Annotated in this window: 20 protein-coding genes and 2 pseudogenes; 13 read left to right on the top strand and 9 right to left on the bottom strand. The window is 63.7% G+C overall.

What is annotated here, in order from left to right; genetic code table 11:
• On the bottom strand, positions 1–298 hold a 298-nt coding region (locus tag A985_RS26165; protein ID WP_198288716.1), incomplete at its 3' end, for a hypothetical protein.
• Positions 299–395: 97 nt separating this feature from the next.
• Between A985_RS26165 and A985_RS26170 the strand changes: the two genes are divergently transcribed.
• A complete protein-coding gene (locus A985_RS26170) occupies positions 396–1,892 on the top strand; it encodes a deoxyribodipyrimidine photo-lyase (RefSeq protein ID WP_017234896.1) in 1,497 nt (498 codons plus the stop codon).
• A gap of 290 nt (positions 1,893–2,182) precedes the next feature.
• Here the strand turns inward: A985_RS26170 and A985_RS0118675 are convergent, their stop codons facing one another.
• From A985_RS0118675 to A985_RS0118685, 3 genes are all read right to left on the bottom strand, one after another.
• Positions 2,183–3,121 carry an urea transporter gene (locus tag A985_RS0118675; protein ID WP_083902364.1) on the bottom strand — a complete coding sequence of 313 codons (939 nt, stop codon included), beginning with the start codon at positions 3,119–3,121 and terminating at the stop codon, positions 2,183–2,185.
• Between the two features lie 286 nt (positions 3,122–3,407).
• Complete coding sequence (locus A985_RS0118680; protein WP_017234898.1) at positions 3,408–5,126, bottom strand: glutamine--tRNA ligase/YqeY domain fusion protein; 1,719 nt, start codon at positions 5,124–5,126, stop codon at positions 3,408–3,410.
• A 109-nt stretch (positions 5,127–5,235) separates the two neighbouring features.
• Complete coding sequence (locus tag A985_RS0118685) at positions 5,236–5,433, bottom strand: hypothetical protein (RefSeq protein ID WP_017234899.1); 198 nt, start codon at positions 5,431–5,433, stop codon at positions 5,236–5,238.
• 154 nt (positions 5,434–5,587) lie between these two features.
• Here A985_RS0118685 and A985_RS0118690 point away from each other — a divergent pair, with 154 nt between their 5' ends.
• The 9 genes from A985_RS0118690 (at position 5,588) to A985_RS0118730 (ending at position 16,323) form a co-directional block, all read left to right on the top strand.
• Positions 5,588–6,103 (top strand): hypothetical protein, encoded by a 516-nt coding sequence (locus tag A985_RS0118690; protein WP_017234900.1) that lies wholly within the window; start codon positions 5,588–5,590, stop codon positions 6,101–6,103.
• 558 nt (positions 6,104–6,661) lie between these two features.
• Positions 6,662–6,895, top strand: coding sequence for a hypothetical protein (locus A985_RS0118695; protein WP_017234901.1), 234 nt, complete (start codon positions 6,662–6,664; stop codon positions 6,893–6,895).
• A gap of 101 nt (positions 6,896–6,996) precedes the next feature.
• Positions 6,997–7,485, top strand: a complete 489-nt coding sequence (locus tag A985_RS26175; protein WP_017234902.1) for a GNAT family N-acetyltransferase — start codon at positions 6,997–6,999, stop codon at positions 7,483–7,485.
• A gap of 86 nt (positions 7,486–7,571) precedes the next feature.
• On the top strand, positions 7,572–9,503 hold the full coding sequence (locus A985_RS0118705; protein WP_017234903.1) for an ATP-binding cassette domain-containing protein: 1,932 nt from the start codon (positions 7,572–7,574) through the stop codon (positions 9,501–9,503).
• Between the two features lie 305 nt (positions 9,504–9,808).
• A complete protein-coding gene (locus tag A985_RS0118710; protein WP_017234904.1) occupies positions 9,809–11,788 on the top strand; it encodes a DNA topoisomerase IV subunit B in 1,980 nt (659 codons plus the stop codon).
• A gap of 108 nt (positions 11,789–11,896) precedes the next feature.
• Entirely contained in the window at positions 11,897–12,313 is a 417-nt protein-coding gene (locus A985_RS0118715; RefSeq protein ID WP_017234905.1) for a DUF4399 domain-containing protein, read from the top strand.
• Entirely contained in the window at positions 12,297–13,259 is a 963-nt protein-coding gene (locus A985_RS26180) for a lytic transglycosylase domain-containing protein (protein ID WP_017234906.1), read from the top strand. Before A985_RS0118715 ends, A985_RS26180 begins: the two co-directional genes overlap by 17 nt.
• Positions 13,260–13,521: 262 nt before the next feature.
• Positions 13,522–15,858 (top strand): DNA topoisomerase IV subunit A, encoded by a 2,337-nt coding sequence (parC, locus tag A985_RS0118725; protein WP_017234907.1) that lies wholly within the window; start codon positions 13,522–13,524, stop codon positions 15,856–15,858.
• A 12-nt stretch (positions 15,859–15,870) separates the two neighbouring features.
• Positions 15,871–16,323, top strand: coding sequence for a CopD family protein (locus A985_RS0118730; protein WP_017234908.1), 453 nt, complete (start codon positions 15,871–15,873; stop codon positions 16,321–16,323).
• Positions 16,324–16,344: 21 nt separating this feature from the next.
• Here the strand turns inward: A985_RS0118730 and A985_RS0118735 are convergent, their stop codons facing one another.
• Positions 16,345–17,268 (bottom strand): LysR substrate-binding domain-containing protein, encoded by a 924-nt coding sequence (locus A985_RS0118735; RefSeq protein WP_017234909.1) that lies wholly within the window; start codon positions 17,266–17,268, stop codon positions 16,345–16,347.
• A 132-nt stretch (positions 17,269–17,400) separates the two neighbouring features.
• On the opposite strand from A985_RS0118735, the gene A985_RS0118740 reads away from it, so the two are divergent.
• A complete protein-coding gene (locus A985_RS0118740; RefSeq protein WP_017234910.1) occupies positions 17,401–18,669 on the top strand; it encodes an MFS transporter in 1,269 nt (422 codons plus the stop codon).
• A 94-nt stretch (positions 18,670–18,763) separates the two neighbouring features.
• Here A985_RS0118740 and A985_RS26185 read toward each other — a convergent pair.
• A pseudogene (locus A985_RS26185) lies at positions 18,764–19,189 on the bottom strand (LysR substrate-binding domain-containing protein); the annotation flags it as partial.
• Position 19,190: 1 nt separating this feature from the next.
• Here A985_RS26185 and A985_RS28300 point away from each other — a divergent pair.
• Both A985_RS28300 and A985_RS0118755 read left to right on the top strand, forming a co-directional pair.
• A pseudogene (locus tag A985_RS28300) lies at positions 19,191–19,394 on the top strand (SDR family oxidoreductase); the annotation flags it as partial.
• Between the two features lie 35 nt (positions 19,395–19,429).
• Positions 19,430–20,221 (top strand): SDR family NAD(P)-dependent oxidoreductase, encoded by a 792-nt coding sequence (locus A985_RS0118755; RefSeq protein WP_017234913.1) that lies wholly within the window; start codon positions 19,430–19,432, stop codon positions 20,219–20,221.
• 150 nt (positions 20,222–20,371) lie between these two features.
• Here the strand turns inward: A985_RS0118755 and A985_RS0118760 are convergent, their stop codons facing one another.
• The 3 genes from A985_RS0118760 to A985_RS29480 all read right to left on the bottom strand — a co-directional run.
• Entirely contained in the window at positions 20,372–20,827 is a 456-nt protein-coding gene (locus A985_RS0118760) for a RidA family protein (protein WP_017234914.1), read from the bottom strand.
• Between the two features lie 132 nt (positions 20,828–20,959).
• A complete protein-coding gene (locus A985_RS0118765; RefSeq protein WP_017234915.1) occupies positions 20,960–22,150 on the bottom strand; it encodes a PLP-dependent aminotransferase family protein in 1,191 nt (396 codons plus the stop codon).
• A 141-nt stretch (positions 22,151–22,291) separates the two neighbouring features.
• The coding region (locus A985_RS29480) for an EamA family transporter (protein ID WP_232424676.1) at positions 22,292–22,514 on the bottom strand (223 nt) is incomplete at its 5' end.

Here is a 22,514-nt window from a genome sequence, read left to right on the forward strand (position 1 = left end):
TCGGGGCGCACTCGGCGGCGGCTTCGTCTGCCAGCCGGATCGGGTCCGGCACGAGATCGACATAGCGGGCAACGTGGCCGTACAGGCATGTGCGGTACTGGTCGGCAGCGGTGTCGGCGGCCGCCAGATGATGCTCGCGCAACTGGGCGGCATCGGGCGCGCCAGAACGTGCCGAAGTCAATGCGCCGCGCGGCGCTGTCGAGGTGGCGCAGCCGGTCATGAGCAACGCGGCAGCGAGGCAGAACACGGCCGGCACCACCCCGCGCATGTGAGCCAAAATCGGAAGCTTCTGAGTCATAAGGTAATCGAGGCCGATGGCATAAAGTCCGCGATATCGCTATGGTACGGGATTGGACGGAACCTACAATGGCGCGCACGTGTGGCGCCAATCTGACATGAGCGATTTCCATAAGGGGTTGGTTTGGATCCGGCGCGACTTGCGCTGCACGGACAACGCAACGCTCGCGCACGCGCTTGCCACGTGCCAAGCGGTGTATGTCGTGTTTGTGTTCGACACAACGATTCTCGACGTCTTGCCGCGCGACGATCGTCGTGTCGCATTCATCCACGACAGCGTGAGCGAATTGGCCACCACGCTGACGCATGCCGGCGGGGCATTGATTGTGCGCCACGGGGATCCGGTGGCGGAGATTCCGTCGCTGGCGAAGTCGCTCGGCGTACAGGCCGTGTTTGCCGGGCGCGATTACGAGCCCGCCGCCGTGGCACGCGATCGCTCGGTGGCTCGCTCGCTCGACGAACGCGGCATTGCCTTCGAGGTCGTCAAGGATCAGGTGATTTTCGAGGCGAGTGAGATTCTCACGGCGCAGGGCGAGCCGTACAGCGTGTTCACCCCGTATCAGCGCGCTTGGTTGAAGCAGGTGAGACCGGTGGATTTGGCGCCGCACGGCCGCGACGCCGATCGGCGGCGATTGGCTGTGCCACCGACGGGCAGCGGTGCACTCCCGTCACTGGCGTCGTTGGGTTTCGAGGTGTCCGACGCGCGCCGTATGGCCATCCCTGCCGGGGAGTCTGGCGCCCGTCAATTGCTGGACGATTTTCTGCCGCGCATGGCGCATTACCATGAGCGACGCGACTACCCTGCCATACGCGGGCCGAGCTATCTGTCGGTACATCTGCGTTTCGGCACGATTTCGATACGCACGCTCGCCCGCGAGGCGCACGCCGCCATGTTGCGAGGGGGGGACGACGGTCGCGGCGCGCAAACATGGCTCAGCGAGCTTATCTGGCGCGAGTTCTATTTCATGATCCTGCACCATCATCCGCGCGTCGTGGCACAGGCCTTCAAACCTGCCTACGATGCCATCGAATGGGCTGCCGGCCAAGCGGCCGATGCCGATTTTCAGGCCTGGTGCGAGGGACGCACGGGGTATCCGCTCGTCGATGCCGCCATGCGCCAGATCAACCAGACTGGCTATATGCACAACCGCCTGCGCATGGTGACGGCGAGCTTCCTGGTCAAGGATCTCGGTATCGATTGGCGGCGCGGGGAAGCCTACTTTGCGCACGCGCTCAACGACTTCGACCTCGCGGCGAACAACGGCGGCTGGCAGTGGGCGGCGTCGACCGGATGCGACGCGCAACCGTATTTCCGCATCTTCAATCCGGTGACGCAGTCTGAGAAGTTCGATCCGCAAGGGCGCTTCATTCGGAAGTACGTGCCGGAGCTGGCCAATCTGCCCGACAAGGCGCTGCATGCTCCCTGGCGGGCCGACGCGCAGACGCTGCTCGATGCCCACGTGGCGCTGGGACGCGACTATCCACCGCCGCGGGTGGCGCACGACGTGGCGCGCAAGGAAACGCTGGCACGATATGCGGTCGTGAAGACGCCGGCGGTTTCCGGCAAGCGCGATGACGGCTTGGATGCGGACTGAGCAACGATCGGTGTATACCCCCGTCAACTTTTCACGCGTCTCACCGTTGATAGAGGTAAGGCACGCGAGAGGGCCGGGCTTCGGTGGTGCATCAGGAACGTCGGGGGGCGTTTGCGGGTGTCGGGGGAGAAGCCACACAATAAATAACGACCGCACGGCTCGGGAACGAGCAAGGGCAAGCCAAAACCACACGGGACAGCGAGCGGATGCTTCGCCGCGCAGACGGCAGTCTCGCAATACGGGGTGAACGATGAGCGAGTGCCCGGAACGTTAGCGTTTCGGGCATTTTTTTATGCGGAGATCGGTGGCCTTGGCCGGGCCGTCGCGCGAAGCATGGTCCATACCGCCAGATTGAACGGCAACGTAAAGTACGGCCAGCCGAACGGACCGAACACGGTGCCGAGCGCAACGCAAATGATGCAGGCCAGAAAGGCGCCCGCGAAGCGTACGGTTGGGCGATGTCCGAACATTCCTAGGCCGAGTGCAGCGAGAAACGCGTTGATGCCAATGCCCCCTGCCTGCGTGGTCATTGGCGGCCAAAGTGTCGCCAGTGCGGCGAGGCCCGACCAGACAGTGACGCCCGCCGCGAGCGCCCACAGCGTGGCGCGGGGGTTCCAGAGGGCCAGGACGTACCAGGTCAGCAGGCCCAGCACCAGTGGGGCGACGAAAACGACCTGACCGACCGAGCAGAAGACGAAACCCGGCGTGCCGGTGTCGCAGGCGAGTGCCCTGGCCTGCGGCAACCAATGCAGCCACCGCTGCATCGCCCAGGTGAGTGCCATCACACCCACGAATGGGCCGGTGAGGGCAGGTAGTGCATAACGCGAGAGGGTCGCGGTTGCGATCACGGTCAGGCAGACACAGACCGCCAGCCATGCGACGAACGTGGCGTCGGGTTGCCATAACGCGCCGAATGCAATACCGGTGAGGGTCGCGTTGTATCCCAATCGCCCGTTACGAAGCAGTGCGTGTGGCAGTCGCAGCGCGACCGCGAGGCACGACGCGGCGATACTCGCCGCCAGTCCTGTGATCGCAGCCGAGAGGTTGGCGAGGGCGAGTAGGACGAACAGCAACAATCCGACCCTTGCCGAAGGGACAAAATAAATCTGCGCAAAATTCGCCGCCATGCCGGGCAACGCATCGATCCACCCTCGGCGCTTGGCAGCGGCACGCGGCAGGGCCAAGGTCGCGGGCGAAGCAGGGGGCGGCGAAAGGTGAGGGATTGACATGGGCAATCGTGGAGAATCGCGCGAATCGGGCGAATCGGGGGGGGGCTCGCGGCATCCGCTGCACAGCGGCTGAGCGGTGGGCGAGCAATGGGCGCGAGCTTACGCCGAACTGGCGTTTTCGGGCGCGTCGGCGCCTTATATTGGGTATAGCGTTGGCATTGTGTCGGTAGTGCTCCGACAGCGCGCAGGTATGGCGGCGGGGCTGTGTCTGACCGGCGCCCCAAAAAACAAAACCCGCGCACGAGGGCGCGGGTTGAGTGCTACGCGGAGATTTGCCGCGAAGCGTTTACTTGCCGCCGCCCTTGGCCGGCTTGACCGCCCAACTGTCCTTAAGCGAGACGATGCGATTGAACACCGGCTTGCCCGGTGCCGAGTCCTGACGGTCGGCTACGAAGTAGCCGTGGCGTTCGAACTGCACGCGATCTTCCGGCGCAACACTCATCAGGCCCGGTTCGACGTAGGCCTGCGTGACGCGCTTGGCGTTCGGATTGATGGCGTCGAGGAAATTCTTGTCTCCCGCATCCGGATTCGGATCGACGAACAGTCGGTCGTAAATGCGCACCTCCGCCGCAAGCGCGTGCGGCGCGCTCACCCAGTGGATGTTGCCCTTGACCTTGTAGTTGTCGGCGCCCGGCGTACCTGATCGGCTGTCCTCGAAATACTGGCAATGCACGGCAGTGACGTTGCCATCGGCATCGGTATCGAAGCCCGTGCACTCCACCACGTAACCGTAGCGCAGTCGCACCTTGTTGCCGGGGAACAGACGGAAGAAGCCCTTGACCGGCTCGGCCTGGAAGTCTTCGCGCTCGATCCAAAGCTCGCGCGAGATCGGGAACGTGCGCATGCCTCGCTCCGGCGCGTGAGGATGCACCGGCGCCTGGCAGGCTTCCTGCTTGCCTTCCGGATAGTTGTCGATGATCAGCTTGAGCGGGTCGAGTACCGCCGTCGCACGCGGTGCCTTCGGGTCGAGGTCGTCGCGCAGGGCTTGCTCGAGAACGCTCATGTCGATCCACGATGCCGACTTGGCCACGCCGATGCGCTCGCAGAACAACTGCAGGCTTTCCGGCGAGAAGCCGCGACGGCGCAGGCCGACGAGCGTGGGCATGCGTGGGTCATCCCAGCCGTCGACGTGCTTTTCGTCGACCAGTTGGCGCAGCTTGCGCTTGCTCGTAATGGCGTAAGTCAGTTGCAGGCGCGCAAATTCGATCTGCTGCGGCATCGGCCGCTTGAACATGCCCGCGTCGGCCAGCTCGCCGAGTACCCAGTCGTAGAACGGACGCTGATCTTCGAACTCCAGCGTGCACAGGCTGTGCGTGATGTTCTCGATGGCATCCTCCAGCGGATGCGCATAGGTGTACATCGGGTAGAGGCACCACGCGTCGCCGGTGCGGTGGTGGTGCGCGTGACGGATCCGATAGATCGCCGGGTCGCGCAGATTGATGTTCGGCGAAGCCATGTCGATCTTGGCGCGCAGCACATGCGTGCCGTCGGCGAACTCGCCCGCGCGCATGCGACGGAACAGATCGAGGTTCTCCTCAACCGAGCGGTTGCGGAACGGCGAATCCTTGCCCGGCTCGGTGAGATTGCCGCGGCTAGCGCGCATGTCGTCGGCGCTCTGGCTGTCAACGTACGCCTTGCCGCGCTGGATCAGGATCTCGGCGCCCTGATAAAGCTGTTCGAAGTAGTCGCTCGCAAAGTAAAGGTGTTCCTTTTGCGGCGTCTGGTAGCTGAAGCCGAGCCACTTGACCATGTCGATGATCGAATCGACGTATTCGGTCTCTTCCTTCTCGGGGTTGGTGTCGTCAAAGCGCAGATGGCACACGCCATCGTAGTCGCGCGCCACGCCGAAGTTCAGGCAGATGGCCTTGGCGTGGCCGATGTGCAGATAACCGTTCGGCTCCGGCGGGAAACGCGTTTCGACGCGTTGGCCCCATTTGCCCGAGCGATTGTCTTCGTCAATGATGTTGCGGATGAAATTGGATGCCGCGTTCAGCTCTGTGCTCATGCCAGTCCAGTGTTCGGAGTTTGGCGAATATTCTACCGTACCGCACTGCACCACGGGCAGGCGTCGACACGCCCTGTCGACAAAGGCAAGTGATCTCGGCCCGCAGGCGTTACCCGTTGGACGCTTGGACCGATGTCCGCTGGCCCGGCCAAGCGGCGTAGGACAACAACCAGAGGGAGATGATGTTGACGACCGGGATGAAGGCCAGCACCGTGAACCAGGGGGATAGGCCGAGGCGGGTCAGAATCCGCCAGACGGGAACACCCACGAGCACGATAGCGACGAGCAAGCCAATGAGACTGGACATACGTTATCTCCCGATAGTCCCGCCGGCGGCGGGACGTGGCGCCAGATCCAAGTATATCGCGCGGATACGCCGTCGCCGCGCCTGGATTGTTCTATCCTGAAAGCACTGCCGGTCCTGCCGGCGGCTCCAAGAGTCACCCTCAAGGGAGAACATCATGGAACTGCACCTCCACTCGCATCGCTACACGCACCGCTCGCCCGACTGGGCCGCGGCCGCCGTTTCCGGTTTTGTCGCCTGCGCCTTCTTCTCGGCGGTGGAAATGCTGATGGTGCTGCTGGTCTCCGGCCAGAGCCCATGGGTGCCACCCCGCATGGTCGCCGCCATCGCGCTGGGGCCTGGCATCCTGACGCAGCCTGCTACGTTCGACCTGTCCATTGTGGCCATGGCGCTCATTGTCCACGCGGTCATCGGTGTCGTTCTGGGTGTGGTGCTTGGTGCGATCGTCGCCCCCTTCCGGCTGGATTCGGATGTGGTGACGGTGTCGGTGGCGGGGGCGATCTTCGGGCTGGCCGTGTACGCCGTCAATTTTTACGTCATGACGCAGTGGTTCCCATGGTTCGTCGCCTCGCGCGGCTGGACGATGGTGGCGGGACACGTGATCTTCGGCGCGTTCGCGGGCTATATGTATTGGGTGCTCGCCCAAATTGACGACCGCGCCGCCACGCGTTGACCTGACTTGGGCGCCGGTCTGCTTTGGTGTCGAGACAGCAATTTTCTGTTATCATTCGCTATCTGCACCGTTTTTTTCGTCAATTTCGAATTGAACGGATAGCAGTCAAGCGAGGCATGCATAGCGGGGCCGGCTGAGCGCCTGTCCCGAGGTGGCCCGCGTGTGGCACGATTATCACTACAAATGTGCCGCACGACTTTGTTACCGCATGTCACGCTGAACGCTTGGCGTGAATTCACGCGTCCAACGTTCTTGCCGTCGCCCTCGACTGGGCGACAGCGCATCGTTCCCCGAAACTGGATGGAAGTCGTACAGAACGCCCTCATTGCGCCCGCATTGCGCAATGCCGGTGCGCATGTGGCCTTGCGCTACGTGACGCGTTCACCTGCACCGCCTGTCGTATGTCAGTCACGCGAATGTCGTGTGTTTGTCATGTTGAGCAGATAGGCTGCGTGCACTTCACGGAAACATTTGTGCAGATTTGCACTCTCATCACCGTAAGCCGATTCGAGAGGGATAGTTATCAGTCATATTTTTTGCAGTAAGAAGGATTCAAAAATGAAAACAACACAATTTCAAGAATTTCAGTACAGCGTGCGTGCCGTCGAGCGCGACAACGCTCGTTGGGACGCGTTCTACGAGATTCACCGCCCGACCCATGGCGGGTTGGAAAAAGTCGGGGCCTATCAGGTCCAGACCGCCTACGGCTTTGCCACGCAAGGCAACGCCCTCGACGACGCCGAGCGTAATGCCCGTGCCGACATCGAGCAGGGCATCGTCTACTTCCAGTAAGTCGATCTCCCCCATTCATTCCCTGTGCGCGATGCCGGCATCGTTGTGTGGCGACGGTGCTATAGTCCCGCCTTTCGCAACGTATGGCCGGAGAGTCGGGAATGGAATGGATGTGCGAGTCGTTCGATGCGCTGGGCAGTTCCCTGCTTTACCGTATTCTGGCCGCGCGAAATGCCGTGTTCGTGGTCGAGCAGCAATGCCCGTATCAGGACATCGACGGACGCGACCCTCACAGCCTGCATCTCGTCGCGCAAGTGCGCGATGCGGCGGATGCGCTGCAGATTGCGGCGTATTTGCGGCTGTTGCCGCCCGGAGTGGCCTACGACGAAGCGTCGATCGGGCGTGTGATCACGGCGGCGTCGCATCGAGGCACCGGGCTCGGGCGCGAATTGCTGACGCGGGCCGTGGCGATCGCCGATGAGGCATGGCCGTTGGCGTCGCTGCGCATCGGGGCTCAGGCGCATCTCGAAACGTTCTATGGCGCCTTCGGTTTCGTCAAGGCCAGTGAGCCGTATGACGAAGACGGCATTCTGCATATCGAAATGCTGCGTCCGCCGGCGGCGTTCAACAGCACAACCCTAAAGCCATAGCCAAGCCGTAGCCGTGCATTATCGGCCGGGCCCTCGCGCCCGGCACTACAATATCTCCCATCGTAGTTCTCCCGTTCCCCCGACACATGGCCTTGTATTCCATTTCGGGCGCCCAATTGGCGTTCGGTCACGTGGCATTGCTCGACAATGCCGATTTTTCGCTCGAAGCCGGTGAGCGCGTTGGACTTATCGGCCGCAACGGCGCCGGTAAGTCGTCGCTGCTCAAGATCGTGGCGGGCCAGATGGTTCCCGACGACGGCCTTGTGGCACGGCAGGCCTCACTCAATACCGTCTACGTGCCGCAGGAGCCTGAGTTCGATCCCGAACTGACGGTCTTCGACGCCGTCGCGCTTGGCCTCGGCGAATTGCATGGGCTGCTCTCCGACTACGAACGCACGGTGGACGCGCTTGCCGATGCCCCTGAGGGCGCCGAGCACGACGCGCTGCTCGCGCGGTTGAATACGTTGCAGGCGTCGCTCGACAATGCGGATGCGTGGCAATTCAAGACACGGGTGGAAACGACGGTTGCGCAACTCGGGCTCGATGGACACGCGCGCGTCGGGTCGCTCTCCGGCGGTATGCAAAAGCGTGTCTCGCTCGGGCAGGCCTGGGTGGCCAAACCCGACGTGCTGCTGCTCGACGAACCGACCAATCACCTCGATTTCGAAGCGATTCGCTGGTTGGAGGATTTGCTCATCGGCTATCGTGGCGCGCTATTGTTCATCACTCACGACCGTAGTTTCCTGGATCGTGTGGCCACGCGTATCGTCGAACTGGATCGTGGGCGTCTGCTCTCCTATCCGGGCAACTTCACCCAGTTTCAAGAGCGCAAGGCTGCGCAGCTCGAGATCGAGCGCGTGGAGAACGAGAAGTTCGACAAGCTGCTCGCGCAGGAAGAAGTGTGGATTCGCAAAGGTGTTGAAGCACGCCGTACGCGCAGCGTGTCGCGCATCGAGCGCCTGAAGACGATGCGTAGCGAACGTGCCGATCGCCGCGAGATTCAGGGCAATGTGCGCATGGATGTGGCGCAGACCGAGAAGTCCGGCAAGATCGTGGCCGAGCTGACCCATGTCACGAAGGCTTACGGCGAGCGTGTCATCGTGCGCGACTTTACGGCGACGCTCATGCGCGGCGACAAGGTCGGTCTGGTGGGCCCGAATGGCGTGGGCAAGACGACGATGCTCAAGCTCATTCTCGGCGAGATCGCGCCGGACAGCGGACAGATTCGTGTCGGTACCAATCTTCAGGTGGCGTACTTCGACCAGATGCGTGCGCAACTCGATCCCGAGAAGAGTCTGCTCGATACGATCAGCCCGGGCAGCGACTGGATCGAGATCAATGGCGCGCGCAAGCACGTGATGAGCTATCTCGGCGACTTCCTGTTCTCGCCGGAGCGCGCGCGCTCACCGGTGAAGTCGCTCTCGGGCGGCGAGCGCAATCGTCTGCTGCTCGCGCGCCTGTTCGCGCGTCCGGCCAACGTGCTCGTGCTCGACGAACCGACCAACGATCTGGACATCCCGACGCTCGAACTGCTCGAAGAGCTGCTCGAGGAATACAGCGGCACGGTGTTCCTCGTGAGCCACGATCGCACGTTCCTGGACAACGTCGTGACCTCGGTCATCGCGGCCGAAGGCGACGGCAACTGGCGCGAGTACGTTGGCGGGTTTACCGATTGGCAGGTACAGAGCCATCGGTCCGCTGCGCTCGCCGCGCAACGCGCCCCCGTCGAAGTCGCCGCGAAGGACACGGCAACCGCATCAAAGCGCCCTACGAGCCGCACCGCCAAACTCAGCTACAAGGAGCAGCGCGAACTCGACGGCCTGCCGGCGCGCATCGCCGCGTTGGAAACCGAGCAACAGGAAGTGGGGGCAAAGCTCGAAGACGGTTCGATCTATGCGAAAGATCCGGCTGCCGGTGCGGCGTTGTCCGAACGTTTCGAAGCGATTGAACTGGCGTTGCTCGATGCGCTCGAACGCTGGGAACTGCTCGAAGCCAAGCAGCGCGGCGAGGGCGCGTAAGCGTCGGCATCCGGTCAGCGAGCGGAGAGCGGCCGGGGACCCGGCCGCGTTGCATGGTGCCGTTGGCGTTGTCACCCGATCACGTCGCGAGTGACAGTACAATAGGCCGCGATGCATCGGGCGCGGCTCGCCTCCGGACAACACCGGCCGGGCGCTGGGCGTGCTCAGCGTGCCCATTCGGTGGGCGCCGCAACTCAAGTCGTTGATACGGCGTCACTTTTGTCATGTGTTCATGGGTTTTCCCCGTGGTTGTCCACAGGAACTGTGGATAATCGCCGGGCGTCGTACCCTAATTCAGTCACGCTATGTCGAAAAAAAATACGCCTGCCCAATACAGCGAAGCGTCCATCAAGGTCCTGAAGGGCCTTGAACCGGTCAAGCAGCGCCCGGGCATGTACACCCGCACCGAAAATCCGCTGCACATCATTCAGGAAGTCATCGACAACGCCTCTGACGAAGCGCTTGGCGGTTACGGCAAGCAGATCCTCGTCACGCTGAACAAGGATGGTTCGGTGAGCGTCGAGGACGACGGCCGGGGTATTCCCGTCGGCATCCACCCGGAAGAGGGTGTGCCGGTCGTCGAGATCGTCTTTACGCGATTGCATGCGGGCGGCAAGTTCGACAAGGCGGCCGGTGGCGCCTACACCTTTTCGGGCGGCTTGCATGGGGTTGGCGTGTCGGTGACGAACGCCCTGGCCACGCGACTGGCCGTCACGGTCTGGCGCGACGGCCAGGTCTCCGAGCTGGAATTCGCCGATGGCGGCAACGTCGACGTGGCATTGCACTCGCGCGCCGCACAACGCGGCGAGAAGAAGAGCGGCACGCGCGTCACCGTCTGGCCCGATTTGAAGTACTTCGATAATCCCACGCTGCCGCTGAGCGAGCTGCAACGGTTGCTGCGCTCGAAGGCGGTGCTGCTGCCGGGCGTGCGCGTCACGTTGCGTCAGGAGAAGACCGGCGACGAGCAGACGTGGTGCTATGAGCATGGCTTGCGCGGCTATCTTGTCGAATCGCTGGGCGGCGCCGAGCCGCTGATTCCGCTGTTCGAGGACGAGCGCTTTGCCGATGGCAACGAGGACAGCTTCGCCGAAGGCGAGGGCGCGGCCTGGGTCGTGGCATGGACCGAAGACGGCGCGCCGGTGCGTGAGTCGTATGTCAACCTGATTCCGACACCGGCTGGCGGCACCCACGAATCGGGCCTGCGCGAAGGGCTGTTCCAGGCGGTGCGTGGTTTCATCGAACTGCACAATCTGCAGCCCAAGGGCGTGAAGCTGCTGCCGGAAGACGTCTTTTCGCGCGTGTCGTTCGTGTTGTCCGCGAAGGTGCTCGATCCGCAGTTCCAGGGGCAGATCAAGGAGCGCCTGAACAGCCGAGACGCCGTGCGTCTGGTGTCGTCCTTCACGCGTCCAGCGCTCGAGTTGTGGCTCAACCATCATGTCGAGCATGGCAAGAAGCTGGCCGAACTCGTGATTCGTCAGGCGCAGGCGCGCACGCGCGCGGGCCAGAAGATCGAGAAGAAGAAGAGTTCCGGCGTAGCGGTGCTTCCGGGCAAGCTGACGGATTGCGAGACCGAAGACATCACGCGCAACGAACTGTTCCTGGTCGAGGGCGACTCGGCGGGCGGCTCGGCGAAGATGGGGCGGGACAAGGAGTTTCAGGCGATTCTGCCGCTGCGCGGCAAGGTCCTCAACACGTGGGAGACCGAGCGCGACCGACTCTTCGCGAACAACGAAGTGCACGACATCGCCGTGGCCGTCGGTGTCGACCCGCATGGCGCGAACGACACGCCTGACCTGTCGAATCTGCGCTACGGCAAGATCTGCATTCTCTCGGATGCCGACGTCGACGGCTCGCATATCCAGGTGCTGCTGCTCACGCTGTTCTTCCGCCATTTCCCGCAACTGATCGCGAAGGGGCATGTGTATGTGGCACGCCCGCCGCTCTATCGCGTGGATGCGCCGGCCCGTGGCAAGAAGCCCGCACAGAAGCTCTACGCACTCGACGAAGGCGAACTGGAAGCGATCCTCGACAAGCTGCGCAAGGATGGCGTACGTGACACCGCATGGTCGATCAGCCGCTTCAAGGGGCTGGGCGAAATGAGTGCCGCGCAGTTGTGGGAAACCACCATGAATCCCGACACCCGCCGGTTGAGCCCCGTGGCGCTTGGCGGCCTCGATTTCGATGCGACCGTGGCGCGCATGAACATGCTCATGGGCAAGGGCGAGGCGGCGCAGCGTCGCAGCTGGCTCGAAGCCAAGGGCAATGAGGTGGAAGCCGACATCTGAGCGGATTCCCGGCATCGGTGCAGTGGCGGGTGCCTCACGCGCCGGCAGGCCAGCGTGAGCGCTCACATCGTGGGATAATCCACCCTTCACCCTTCCGGGAGTCGCGTTATGTTGCGTTCCATGCGTTGCCTTTTTGTGTCGCTGTTGGTTGCCGGCGCAAGCGCCACCGCGCTGGCACAGTCGGCTCAGCCGCGCGTCTTCTTTGTGGCGCCGGCGGACGGCGCAACGGTGTCGAACCCGGTCGCGGTCCATTTCGGCGTCGAGGGCATGGCGATCAAACCGGCAGGCGACATGACGCCCAACACCGGTCATCACCATCTCATCATCGACGGCGATTCCATTCCCGCAGGTCAGGTTGTCCCCACGGACGACACGCACCTGCATTTTGGTAAAGGCCAGACCGAAACGAGCGTCAATCTGACGCCCGGCGATCACACGTTGACGTTGCAGTTCGCCAACGGTGCTCACCAATCGTACGGTCCCGCCATGAGCCAGACCATCAAGGTGCATGTCAAAGGTCGGTAACTTCACCGTTTCGATGGCGCGCCGCATTCGAGCGATCAGCCGACATTGCGCGCCGCGACGTTTCGTCGGGCCCGCGCTGGCCGCCGCGCTGCTTGTCGCGACGCCATTCGCACACGCCGAACTCTATGGTTATGTCGATGAGAACGGCGTCGCCCATCTCGCGGCACGCAAGCTCGACGCGCGTTATCGTCCGGTCGTCGGGGCGGGCGGCAACGTCGACCTGCGTGCGTCGCACGGCGATACGGCCAGTGGCGTGGATCGCTCGCGCCTGTACGATGCCCTCGCCCGACATCCCAATCTGAAGACGCTGGCGCCCGTGATCGCGCAGGCTGCGCAGCGTTATCACGTCGATGTGGCGTTGCTCAAAGCGGTCATTGCGGCGGAGTCGGGATTTGATAGCGCCGCAGTGTCACCCAAAGGCGCCGTTGGCTTGATGCAAGTGCTTCCGTCAACGGGCGAGCGCTACGGCGTGCGCGCAGACGCGCGACGCACGGTCGCCGACAAGCTCGCCGATCCGCGGACGAATGTGCTGACCGGAGCCCGCTATCTGCGTGATCTGCAAACGCGTTATCCCGACCGTCTCGAACTGGTGCTCGCGTCGTACAACGCGGGCGAGGGGGCGGTGGCGCGTCACGCCGACCAGATCCCGCCGTATGCCGAAACGCGCGACTACGTGGCGACCGTGCTCGCCCTTTATCGACGCTTCGATCCCGATGCGCCCGCGCTGGGGCAGGGCGGCGGGGCGATACGTATGAGCGGGGCGAGCCCGGGCGGCGCTCACGTGGGGCGCGTTGGCGGTGCGCGCGTGAGCGGCTCGCGCGACGGTCGCATCCACGTCATTCTGGGTGCGCCGGCCGGACTGCCCGTCGTGCCGGCTGCTATGCCGAATGCGTCGGTACGAGCATCGGCGCAAGGGGCGCTGTCGTCTTCGCCAACGATCGATTGAGGCACCCCAGCAACGCCGCCAGGGGCGGCGTCACGAAGGCGCCAGCGGCGCTGTCGCCTGTCGATCCCCACGGTCTGACGCTCGGATTTGTCCGAAATGCGTGCGCAATCCCGCCGATTCCCGCGTCCTCCGATCCGAAAACACGTCTCGCTTTGCCAATCGGACGTGTTTTTGCCGAAATGTGCCGACGAGCTTGGTATGATCTCGCGGTCAACGTCTCCCCGAACTCTCGTCAAACGTTCGCAGCAAACCCATAGGTTTTATGGAACAAGTAGAAGATCTCTTTACGCAACCGTCGGATGACGACACGCTGACGCTTGGCGCATATGCCGAGCGTGCCTATCTGGACTATGCGATCAGTGTTGTCAAAGGCCGTGCACTGCCGGATGTGTGCGACGGCCAGAAGCCGGTGCAGCGCCGGATTCTGTTTGCAATGAATGAAATGGGCCTCGCGGCCGACGCCAAGCCGGTGAAGTCGGCGCGCGTGGTCGGCGATGTGCTCGGCAAGTTTCACCCGCACGGCGACCAGTCCGCCTATGACGCGCTGGTGCGTCTCGCGCAGGACTTCTCCATGCGCTATCCGCTCATCGACGGCCAGGGTAATTTCGGCTCGCGCGACGGTGACGGCGCGGCGGCCATGCGTTACACCGAAGCGCGTCTGACGCCGATCGCGAAGCTGTTGCTCGACGAGATCGACGCGGGCACCGTGGACTTCGTGCCGAACTACGACGGCTCGACGCAGGAGCCGAGACTATTGCCGGCGCGGCTGCCGTTCGTGCTGCTCAACGGAGCGTCGGGGATTGCGGTGGGGCTCGCGACGGAAATTCCGTCGCACAATCTGCGCGAAGTTGCGTCGGCGGCGGTTGCCCTGATTCGTAACCCGAAGCTCGACGACGCCGAATTGATGACGCTCGTGCAGGGACCGGACTTCCCCGGCGGAGGCCAGTTGATTTCGAGTGCGGCGGAAATTCGCGCGGCCTACGAAAGCGGCCGTGGCAGCCTCAAGATGCGCGCGCGCTGGAAGATTGAGGAGATGGCGCGAGGTCAGTGGCAGGCGGTGGTCTATGAGCTGCCGCCGAACACGTCGGGTCAGAAGGTGCTCGAGGAAATCGAGGAAATCACCAACCCAAAGGTCAAGCTCGGCAAGAAGACGCTCACGCCCGAGCAGCAGAATCTCAAGCAGTCGATGCTCGGCATGCTCGATGCGGTTCGCGACGAATCGGGCAAGGACGCCCCCGTGCGACTGGTGTTCGAGCCGAAGTCGAGTCGCATCGACCAGCAGGAATTCATCACGATGCTGCTCGCGCACACGAGCCTTGAGTCGAGCGCGTCGGTCAACCTCGTGATGGTCGGCGCCGACGGCCGCCCGACGCAGAAGTCGCTGCGCGACATTCTGTCCGAGTGGATTGGATTCCGCTTCGAGACGGTCACACGTCGTTCGCGCCACCGTCTGGGCAAGGTCGACGACCGGATTCACATCCTCGAAGGCCGGATGATCGTCTTCCTGAATATCGACGAAGTCATCCGCATCATTCGCGAGTCCGACGAGCCGAAAGCCGCGCTGATGAGCGCGTTCGGGTTGAGCGAGCGTCAGGCGGAAGACATTCTGGAAATCCGTCTGCGTCAGCTGGCGCGTCTGGAAGCGATCAAGATCGAGCAGGAGCTGGCGTCGTTGCGCGACGAGAAGGCGAAGCTCGAAGAATTGCTCGCCAACGACAGCACGATGAAGCGTTTGATCATCAAGGAAATCGAAACGGACGCGAAGCAGTTCGGTGACGATCGCCGCACGCTGATTCAGGAAGAGAAGCGAGCCGTGGCCGAAGCGCGTGTGGTCGACGAGCCGGTAACGGTCGTGGTGTCCGCCAAGGGGTGGGTGCGCGCGCTCAAGGGCCATGGCCTCGATGCACAAGGCTTCTCATTCAAGCAGGGCGACGCGCTGTATGGCGCGTTCGAATGCCGCACCGTGGATCCGCTGATCGCGTGGGGCAGTAATGGCCGCGTCTATTCGGTGGCCGTGGCGCTATTGCCGGGCGGGCGGGGCGACGGCGTACCGCTCACGTCGTTGATCGAACTGGAGTCGGGCTCGCGCTTGCTGCATTACTACGCGGCGTCGGGCGAGCAACCGCTGCTGCTGGCAACGTCGACGGGCTTCGGTTTCACGACGAAGCTGGGCGATATGGTCAGTCGAGTGAAGGCCGGCAAGTCGTTCATGACCATCGACGAAGGTGCGGCACCGCTGGCCCCCACGCCGATTTGGCAGGGTGCCAGCGCGGTGGCGTGCCTGTCGAGCGACGGTCGTCTGCTCGTGTTCGGCATGGACGAAATGAAGTCGCTCACGGGCGGCGGACGCGGTGTCACGCTGATCGGTCTCGATGACAAGCAGACGCTGGTGTCGGTCGTGCCGATCGGCGAAGCGGGCGTTACCGTGTATGGCGAAGTGCGCGGAGGCAAGCTTCAGGCCGAGACGCTCTCTGGGCCGTCGCTCGCCCCGAACATCGGCAAGCGCGCCCGCAAGGGACGTGCGCCCGCAGTCAAGTTCGCGACGTTCAAGCCGCGTTCGCTCGAGCCGGTACTGCCGGCCGCCCCTTCGGCATCCTGACGGGAGTCACGCATGAACGTTTATGCCTTGAGTTTGTTCTTGCATCTGGTGAGTGTGGCGGTCTGGATCGGGGGGATGTTCTTTGCGCTCGCCTGCCTGCGTCCGGCGTCCTCCGAATTGTCGCCGCAGCAACGTCTGCCGTTATGGGAGGCGGCGCTCTCGCGCTTTTTCACCTGGGTCGGCGTGGCCATCGTTCTGATCCTGCTGTCGGGCGGACACATGATGCTCGGGATGGGCGGCATGCACGCCCGTTGGCCCGTGCATGCGATGGCCGGCATTGGCGTGGTGATGATGCTCGTCTTCGGTCACATTCGCTTTGCGCTGTTTCCGCGTCTGCAACGCGCGGTGCAGGCGCAGTCGTGGCCGGACGGCGCTGCCGCGGTCAATGGGATCCGGCGGCTCGTGATCCTGAATCTAGTATTGGGCGTCGTCGTCATCGGTCTGGCAGCGTCGCTGCGCGGCTGATTGTGCGGGCCTCGCGGGACCTCATGCGCCAGGCGGCGTCGTCTCATGAAGGCGGCCCGCCACTTCGCGGCAAATCGCGACGAACGCCTGCACCAATGGGCTCGCGTCGTCGCGACGCTTGGCCAGCAGCAGGGGCGTGTGCGCGTCGGGCTCGCTAAGGTCCATGAAGCATGCGCCCTCGATCTGGATGCATCGCACGGCGGCCGGGAGTATCGCCACGCCCAGCCCGCTCGCCGCGAGTGCCACGATGGTGGTCGACTCGCGTGCTTCCTGTACGACGCGCGGCGAAAAACCAGCCCGCTCGCACATCCGCCGTATTTTTCCATCGATCGCCGTGCCCACATCGTGCGGATGCATGATGAACGCCTCATGGGCGAGGTCGGCCATGGACAAGCTTGCGCGCCCTGACAGCGCATGCCCCTGGTGCAAGACCACGACCAGCGCTTCGTCGATCAATGTCTCGAAACTGAGCCCCGCGATTGGCGGCGCGTCGTCCGCCTGACGCACCAGGCCAATGTCCAGCGTGCGCTCGGTGAGCGCGTCCCGTTGCCGCTCCGAAGGCGATTCGATCAACGTCAGCGTCACGCGCGGATATCGCAGGCGATAGCCGGTGAGGACCCGTTTCATCAGGTTCGTCATCGGTGCGGACGTCGTGAACGCGATGCGCAATTCCCCGGCGTCGAGTCCCGCAATCTGTTGCACTTCCTGACGGGCGGCTTCCGCGTCGGCGAGGATCTGACGCGCCCGCACGAGGAACGCCCGCCCGGCGGTGGTCAGGAAAACGCGTCGCTGTGCGCGCTCGAAGAGCGCCACGCCCAATTCGTCCTCCAACGCACGGATCTGCATCGAGAGCGGCGGCTGGCCGATATTGAGCTTCTGCGCCGCACGGCTGAAATGCAACGCTTCAGCGACGGCCACGAAGTAGCGCAGATGACGCAGTTCCATGCTTCAGTCCTCGATTGATCTGTTTTATATATGGAAATATCGCGTAAATATATATTGGACGTGGGGTAACGGCAAACCTATGATTCGACGTATACATTTCCCCCCAAGTCTCGCGTGAGTCGCTCCAGCGTCATGGCATCAACGAACTCCCTTTCTCTTCCCAATGGCGCCGCCGCAGGCGTCGGCACGCCGGCATCCAAGCTTCCGGCGGGTGTCGCGCGCGGCACTCGTGAATATGCCGTCATCAGCCGAGCCCTCTTTTTCGGCGGGTTCTCGACGTTTGCCCAGCTGTACTGCATGCAGTCGCTGTTGCCGCTGCTGACCACGACGTTCGGCATCACGCCGGCACAGGCGAGTTGGTCGGTCTCGGCAGCCACGATGATGATGGCGCTGGGTCTGCTCGTGACCTGTGTCGCCGCAGATCGTGTGAGCCGCAAGCGCATGATGACCATTGCGCTGCTCAGTTCGTCGGTGCTCACGCTTGCGAGTGCGTTCTCTACCAACTTCGAGACGATCGTCATCCTTGGCGCCCTCAAGGGCTTGGCGCTCTCCGGACTGCCCGCCATCGCAATGGCATACCTGAGCGAGGAAATCGATCAGCGCTCGCTCGGAATGTCGATGGGGCTCTACATTGGCGGGAACATTCTCGGTGGCATGGCCGGACGCGTGCTGTCTGCGTTGATTGCCGACCTGTTCTCGTGGCGCGTGTCGGTGGCGGTGATCGGGCTGGTCTGTCTGGCGATGGGGCTGGAGTTCGCCCGCAGCCTGCCGCATTCGCGTCGTTTTTCGCCGCGCGACATGACGGTTCGCGAAGCGATCGGACATGCGCGGCGGCACCTCGGTGATCCGGCGCTGCTCGGCCTGTACCTGTTCGCCGGCCTGATGATGGGCAGCTTCGTGAGCGTCTACAACTATCTGGGCTTTCACCTGTCGGCGCCGCCGTTCCATCTGCCGCACGCCGCCATTGGGGCGATCTTTGCGATGTATCTGATCGGCGTGATTGGCTCGTTCATCGCGGGACCGCTGTCGGATCGCGTGGGACGTCCTCGACTGCTGTGGGTGCTGGTGGCGTTGGCGTTCGTGGGACTGGTGACCCTGCTGGCGTCGCAAGTGCTGGGCGTGGTAATCGGTCTCGCGATCTTTACGTTCGGCTTCTTTGGGGCGCATACCGTCGCCAGCAGTTGGGTGGGGCGCCGCGCGACCGAAGGGCGGGCGATCGCCTCGGCGCTGTACCTGTTTTTCTACTACATGGGCTCCAGCCTGCTCGGCAGCTACTCGGGTGTCATGCTCAAGGCGCACGGCTGGCACGGCGTGATTGCCCTGCTGGCGGTGGCGGTCGTGCTGTCGCTCGCTGTCGCGATAGCCATGCGGCGCGCATACGGCAGCGGCAAGCCGCGCTGATCGTCACCGGCAACGCGCGCCAACGCGCAGAACGATTCCCCGGTCCCTGAGCCGGAACGTCCGAGCACGCCGAACATAGGCGCGTGACGCGCGATCAGCGCGTCGCCGGCGCGATGCCCACCTCGTTTCCGTCACCCCGATCCCATGGGGGCACACCGCCGAACGCACCGACCAGGAAGTCGATCATGACGCGCACGCGCGCGCTGAGGTGTCGGCGGCTCGGGTACATGGCGAGTATGTCGATTTCAGGCAGACGATAGTCGGGCAGCACCTGAACGAGCGTGCCCGCACGCAGATCGTTGCCGATCAGGAACGTGGGTTGCCAGATGATGCCTCGTCCGGCCAACGCCGCCGCGCGCGCGGTATCGCCGTTATTGGTATGCATGTGGCAGTCGACCCGCACGGCGTGGGTGTTGCCGCCACCGTCGATCAGTTGCCACTCGTCGCCGGTGGCCGCATACCTGTACCCGATACAGCGATGCGTGATCAGGTCCGCCGGCACGGTTGGATGTCCGTCGCGGTCGATCATCTTCACGTCGACATTCGTGGGTTACTCGTTCGCGTTTCCCGGTACGGCAGCCTACGCGGCGAGCAAGGTCGGGCTGAACGGGTTGACGCAGGCGCTTGCCGCCGAGTACGGTGCGCAGGGTGTGCGCGTCAACGCCGTGTTGCCCGGCGCCGTGGACACGGAGATGTATCGCGACATGAACGACACCGACGCGTCGCCATCTCAATGCATTCACTGAAAAGGAAATCACTCATGGACCTGCAATTGAAGGGCAAACTCGCGCTGGTCAGCGGAAGCACGGCCGGCATCGGTCTCGCCATTGCCAGCACACTGGCGCAGGAAGGCGCGCGCGTGATCGTCAATGGTCGCGCCCGGTCATCGGTCGACGACGTCGTTGCGCAACTCAAAGCGGACACCGGCGGTGAGGTGTACGGATTTGCGGGGGATCTCAGTACGGCTGCGTCAGCGGACGAACTCGCGCGGCGCTTTCCGAACGTGGAGATTCTGGTCAATAACCTGGGCATCTTCGAGCCCAAGCCGTTTGAAGCCATTCCCGACGAGGACTGGCAGCGTTTCTTCGACGTCAATGTGCTGAGTGGTGTGCGTTTGGCGCGTCTGTTCCTGCCGGCGATGCGGCAGGCCAACTGGGGGCGCATTATTTTCATTTCAAGCGAAAGCGCCGTACAGATTCCCGCTGAAATGATCCACTACGGGATGACGAAGACCGCGCAGCTTGCGGTCTCGCGTGGGCTCGCGGAAGCGGTTGCCGGCACGGGCATTACCGTCAATAGCGTGCTGCCGGGGCCGACCAAATCGCGGGGCGTGGGGGAATTCGTGGAGACGCTCGCAAAGGCCGACGGCAAATCGTTCGAAGCGTTCGAAAAGGAATTCTTCGAAACCGTACGTCCCACATCGCTCATCAAGCGATTCGGTTCGCCGCAGGAAATTGCGTCCCTCGTGGCATACGTCGCCAGTCCGCTGTCGTCGGCGACGACAGGCGCCGCGTTGCGAGCCGATGGGGGCGTGATCAAGAGCGCCTTCTAGACCCACACGAGCGTTGGGCCGGCGCTGCCCAGTGCTGGCTCGATGAAGGGTCGACGGGGGGCGGTTGCGGTTGGGGGGAGACGGCCGTAAGGCGGCACGCCTCCCATCAAAACGCCATGCGCCGAGCGCCAGGCGGTCATCGAACGAGGGTCAGGCGAGTTCGGCGATCAGCTCGATCTCGACGCAGGCGCCCAGCGGGATCTGTGCGACGCCGAAGGCCGAACGCGCGTGCTTGCCGGCATCGCCGAAGACTTCCGCGATCAGTTCCGACGCGCCGTTCGTCACCAGGTGCTGATCGGTGAAGTCCAGCGTCGAGTTGACGAGGCTCATTAGTTTCACGACACGCTTGACCTTGTTCAGGTCACCCGTGTGCGCGTGCAGCGTGGCGATCAGTTCGATGGCCACGGCACGTGCCGCGGCTTTGCCTTCGTCGACGTTCACGTCCTGGCCGAGCTTGCCCGTCCAGATCTTGCCGTCTTTCTTGGGCAGGTGGCCCGAGAGGAACACGGTGTTGCCGGTCTGCGCACTCATCACGTAGGCGGCGGCGGGCGCGCCAGCGGTCGGCAGTTCAATACCCAGTTGCTTCAGTTTGTCGTAGACGGACATGTACGGCTTCCTTGCAGATACGTTGGGCCGGACCGAGACATCGGCCCGACAGGTGGGTTGAAAGTGGGCCGATGACCGCGTCCGTCGGCGACCGGCCTGAATCGCTTCAGGCCGGCAGGGGCGACAAACGGATCAGGCCGCGCGCCGCGCGAGCGCTTCGGCGACGAGCGCCCCGAGGCGCGCAACGCCTACCTCGATTTTCTCGGGCGGCACGGTGACGAACGACAGCCGCAGCGTATTCGAGGGCGGCGTGCCGACATAGAACGGCGCGCCGGGCACGAAGGCGACATTCTGCGCAATCGCTTTATCCAGCAACTGCATGGTGTCGATGCCGGCGGGCAATGTCAACCAAATGAACATGCCGCCGGCCGGCGGGGTCCAGGTGGTGCCCGTCGGCATGTGCTTAGCCAGTGACGCGAGCATCGCCTTCGCCTGCGCGGCGTAGAGCGTGCGGATCGACGGGATGTGCGTGTCCAGGAAGCCGTCTTTCACGACCTCGTAGGCAATGCGCTGCGTGAGACTCGGTGTGTGCAGGTCGGCGGCCTGTTTGGCCTGCACCAGCTTGGCGATCACTGCCTGTGGGCCGATGATGAAGCCGAGGCGCAGCCCCGGCGCGAGCACCTTCGAGAACGATCCCATGTAAAGCACATGCGCCGGGGCGAGCGACATGAGGCTCGGCAGGCGCTGGCCTTCATAGTCGAGTTCGCCATACGGATCGTCTTCGATGATCGCCAGGCCGTCGCGCTTGGCAACGGCGGCCAGCGCTTCGCGGCGCGCCATCGGCAGGCGGCGTCCGGTCGGGTTCTGGAAGTTCGGCATGGCATACAGGAAGCGCGCACCCTTCGTTTGCTCGGGCGTGAGCGCCTCGGGCAGCAGACCGTGGTCGTCGGTCGGCACCGGCACATACGTCGGAGCGAACAGCGAGAACGATTGCAGCGCGCCCAGATAGCTCGGCGCTTCGACCAGCACGCGGCTGCCTTCGTCGATGAAGATCTTGCCGATCAGGTCCAGGCCCTGCTGCGACCCGGTGGTGATCAGCACGTTCTCGGGCGCGAGCGTCAGGCCGTCGCGCGAGTAGCGCTTCGCGATCCATTCGCGCAGCGGAGCGAAACCTTCGGTGGCGCTGTATTGCAGTGCGGCCTGCGGCGAGTCGGTCAGTACGCGCTCGGCGGCTGCGCGCATGCGCTCGATGGGGAAGGTCGCGGGCGACGGCAGGCCGCCGGCGAACGAAATGACGTCCGGGCGCTCCGTGACCTTGAGGATTTCGCGAATCGCCGAGCTGGTCAGATGGCGGGCACGTTCGGAATATTGCCAATCATGCATGAGGGTCTCGCTTTGAGAGGGCGGCCGGATCGACCGGCCGCTGATATCGGGCGTTGCGCGTGCCGAGCGCGTGGGGGCTGGCGCAAACGCCTGGGGGGAGACGCGTCGCGGGGCAGGGATCGCATGCGCCGCGACGTGCCTTCAGACCGGTTTGCCCGTGAGTCGCGAGGCGCCGATCTTCATGTGCTTGCCGAGTGCGATAGTCAGGACGACGCCCGCGGCGAAGAGCCACGTTGCCGTGTCGACGTGTTCGCCGAAAAAGAGGGCGGACAGCGCAATCGTAAAGAAAATCTGAAGCAATTGTACTTGGCCCACGCGTGCGATGCCGCCCATGGCCAGACCCGCATACCACGCGAAGAAGCCG

The sequence above is a fragment of the Pandoraea sp. B-6 genome, assembly GCF_000282835.1.
Classification (GTDB): Bacteria; Pseudomonadota; Gammaproteobacteria; order Burkholderiales; family Burkholderiaceae; genus Pandoraea; species Pandoraea cepalis.

Bases quoted from the DNA above. Each gene is read 5' to 3' on its own strand.
- A985_RS26175 (WP_017234902.1), top strand. From the start codon at position 6,997: ATGGAATGGATGTGCGAGTCGTTCGATGCGCTGGGCAGTTCCCTGCTT.
- A985_RS0118730 (WP_017234908.1), top strand. From the start codon at position 15,871: ATGAACGTTTATGCCTTGAGTTTGTTCTTGCATCTGGTGAGTGTGGCG.
- parC (WP_017234907.1), top strand. From the start codon at position 13,522: ATGGAACAAGTAGAAGATCTCTTTACGCAACCGTCGGATGACGACACG.
- A985_RS0118765 (WP_017234915.1), bottom strand. From the start codon at position 22,150: ATGCATGATTGGCAATATTCCGAACGTGCCCGCCATCTGACCAGCTCG.
- A985_RS0118760 (WP_017234914.1), bottom strand. From the start codon at position 20,827: ATGTCCGTCTACGACAAACTGAAGCAACTGGGTATTGAACTGCCGACC.
- A985_RS0118695 (WP_017234901.1), top strand. From the start codon at position 6,662: ATGAAAACAACACAATTTCAAGAATTTCAGTACAGCGTGCGTGCCGTC.
- A985_RS0118735 (WP_017234909.1), bottom strand. From the start codon at position 17,268: ATGGAACTGCGTCATCTGCGCTACTTCGTGGCCGTCGCTGAAGCGTTG.
- A985_RS0118715 (WP_017234905.1), top strand. From the start codon at position 11,897: ATGTTGCGTTCCATGCGTTGCCTTTTTGTGTCGCTGTTGGTTGCCGGC.
- A985_RS0118705 (WP_017234903.1), top strand. From the start codon at position 7,572: ATGGCCTTGTATTCCATTTCGGGCGCCCAATTGGCGTTCGGTCACGTG.
- A985_RS26170 (WP_017234896.1), top strand. From the start codon at position 396: ATGAGCGATTTCCATAAGGGGTTGGTTTGGATCCGGCGCGACTTGCGC.
- A985_RS0118755 (WP_017234913.1), top strand. From the start codon at position 19,430: ATGGACCTGCAATTGAAGGGCAAACTCGCGCTGGTCAGCGGAAGCACG.
- A985_RS0118740 (WP_017234910.1), top strand. From the start codon at position 17,401: ATGGCATCAACGAACTCCCTTTCTCTTCCCAATGGCGCCGCCGCAGGC.
- A985_RS0118685 (WP_017234899.1), bottom strand. From the start codon at position 5,433: ATGTCCAGTCTCATTGGCTTGCTCGTCGCTATCGTGCTCGTGGGTGTT.
- A985_RS26180 (WP_017234906.1), top strand. From the start codon at position 12,297: ATGTCAAAGGTCGGTAACTTCACCGTTTCGATGGCGCGCCGCATTCGA.
- A985_RS0118675 (WP_083902364.1), bottom strand. From the start codon at position 3,121: ATGTCAATCCCTCACCTTTCGCCGCCCCCTGCTTCGCCCGCGACCTTG.
- A985_RS0118690 (WP_017234900.1), top strand. From the start codon at position 5,588: ATGGAACTGCACCTCCACTCGCATCGCTACACGCACCGCTCGCCCGAC.
- A985_RS0118710 (WP_017234904.1), top strand. From the start codon at position 9,809: ATGTCGAAAAAAAATACGCCTGCCCAATACAGCGAAGCGTCCATCAAG.
- A985_RS0118680 (WP_017234898.1), bottom strand. From the start codon at position 5,126: ATGAGCACAGAGCTGAACGCGGCATCCAATTTCATCCGCAACATCATT.